This is a genomic window from Brachyspira sp. G79 (assembly GCF_002379365.1).
GTDB lineage: Bacteria > Spirochaetota > Brachyspiria > Brachyspirales > Brachyspiraceae > Brachyspira.
This window is the reverse complement of record NZ_JQIU01000010.1, coordinates 1-2,029: the sequence shown is the minus strand read 5'-3', so window position 1 is coordinate 2,029 and position 2,029 is coordinate 1. Positions and strand designations below refer to the sequence as shown.

The 2,029-nt window shown below is 22.8% G+C and carries 2 protein-coding genes; both read left to right on the top strand.

What is annotated here, in order from left to right; genetic code table 11:
• Positions 1 to 890: 890 nt before the first annotated feature.
• Positions 891 to 1,544, top strand: coding sequence for a hypothetical protein (locus tag KQ44_RS14220; protein WP_096738007.1), 654 nt, complete (start codon positions 891 to 893; stop codon positions 1,542 to 1,544).
• Positions 1,541 to 2,023, top strand: coding sequence for an FkbM family methyltransferase (locus KQ44_RS14215; protein ID WP_096738006.1), 483 nt, complete (start codon positions 1,541 to 1,543; stop codon positions 2,021 to 2,023). Before KQ44_RS14220 ends, KQ44_RS14215 begins: the two co-directional genes overlap by 4 nt.
• Positions 2,024 to 2,029: the final 6 nt, after the last annotated feature.

Sequence of the window (2,029 nt, the reverse complement as noted above, 5' to 3'; positions counted from 1 at the left end):
CATTCTTTCTTCTGTAGTAAAAGTAGGAGATTTCTCTAAATTAACAGCTACAGATATATAAACTTTTTCAAAATGTAAAAGGGTCAAAAGTACCCGGAAATATTACTTTTCCATTTTTTATAATAATAAATTATATACAAAATTAATATAATATTAATAGAAGTGGTGCAATTTTGTGTTTTTATACAGTTGATATTAAAATACATATTACAAGTTTTATATATACTGAAAATTTCAGCTAATGTACTTTATATATAATTATCAACTTTTTTGCCAAAGGCACTCTTTGAGAAAAACGCAATTACTGGAACTTTGTACTTTAAATTATGTATTATATGTATTAAATGTGGAATCTGATCTAAATTTATACTAAAATGCATTCTTTTTAGTTCTTTTTCCACACCGAAGTTGGACAGAGTCACAAAAGAATTGTGGTGCTGCGTAGCACACATTATGGTGGACAAAGCCATACAAATATTTTTAATTAAAAAAATTAATTTTTTACAAATTATAGTTGTTTAGGTATATACTGATTTTTTGTTTTAAATGTAAGATAATATTATATAGATAATATATGAATATGCTTTCTTTTTTTGTTATTTGTGTAAATATCATAGGCACTTACTGCAATCGTAAAGAATTTTTCTAAGTACTCAGAGTTGTGGACAAAGCTGCAATTATTATAAAGTTATAAATATTATTTTAAATCATTATGTAATTATACATCTATATATTGTATAAAATTACTACAGTTCTATTTTTTAATTAAAGAATGGTCATATTTTATTTTTTATATATAAAACTAATATTTTTAATTTATAAAATATATACAAATAGTTAAATTTATGATATTATAATTGATAGTATATTTAATTTGTAAAGGAGATAAAATGGATATTTATAATGAAGAGTTTATTAACTTAAATAAAAAACTTGATCATATTAAATATGGTGTAGATAATTCTTTTATATATACTATTGAAAATACTCATAGATTTATTGTTAATATGTACCAATATATGATAGATCATCCTGAAGAATTTTCAAAAGATATAGAAGAATTTAAAAAAGATTTGGATAAAGATAGTTTAGAAGCATTAGAAGCGTGGAAATTGCAAAGAAAACTTGGAGCAAAGTACAGTTCTGAATTTTGGAGAGTACCTGCAAGTACTACTTTTCTTACTAATGAACAAAAAATTATACATTCTACAAAATTCCAAATATATGATTCAATTATAAATAATTATAAAAATAAATATGATATAAAGGATATAGGTTTAACAATTCATACACATTATTATGATTGTGGACTTATTTATGTACCATCATATATAAAAAATACTTTTAAATATGGTATTGCTATTGATGGAGGGGCATATATTGGAGATACTGCCATTATGTTGTATGAGCAGTATGATTTTAAAAGTATATATTCTTTTGAACCTACAAATAAAAGTTATAGTATATTAAGTGAATCTGTAAATAGATATAAACTTGATGATAGAATAAAATTATATAAATATGCATTATCAGATAAAAAATGAAAAAAATTAATATAGTTGGTGAAAATTCAGATGCTTCGATTTTAATGAAAAATGAAAATTTAAAATCAGAAGAAATAGAAACAGTGTTATTAGATGATTTTCTAAAAAATAATAATGAGCATGTTTCATTAATTAAACTTGATGTTGAAGGTTATGAAGAACAAGCTTTAAAAGGTGCAGAAAAAACAATTATAAAAGATAAACCTGTATTATTAATAAGTTGTTACCATGATCATACAGCTTTAGGGCAAATGTTTAGAATAAAAAAGTATATAGAAAATTTGAATTTAGGTTATAAGATATTATTTAGAGGATTGGAAATAGAAAGTATATTAGAATATAATTTAATATGCTATATCCCAGAACAGAACAGAACAGAACAGAACAGAACAGAACAGAACAGAACAGAACAGAACTTAATATATAATAATTTATTATATATTAAAATAATTGAAAGTCAACCTATGCTAGTTGCTTAGCATGGG

Bases quoted from the DNA above. Each gene is read 5' to 3' on its own strand.
- KQ44_RS14220 (WP_096738007.1), top strand. From the start codon at position 891: ATGGATATTTATAATGAAGAGTTTATTAACTTAAATAAAAAACTTGAT.
- KQ44_RS14215 (WP_096738006.1), top strand. From the start codon at position 1,541: ATGAAAAAAATTAATATAGTTGGTGAAAATTCAGATGCTTCGATTTTA.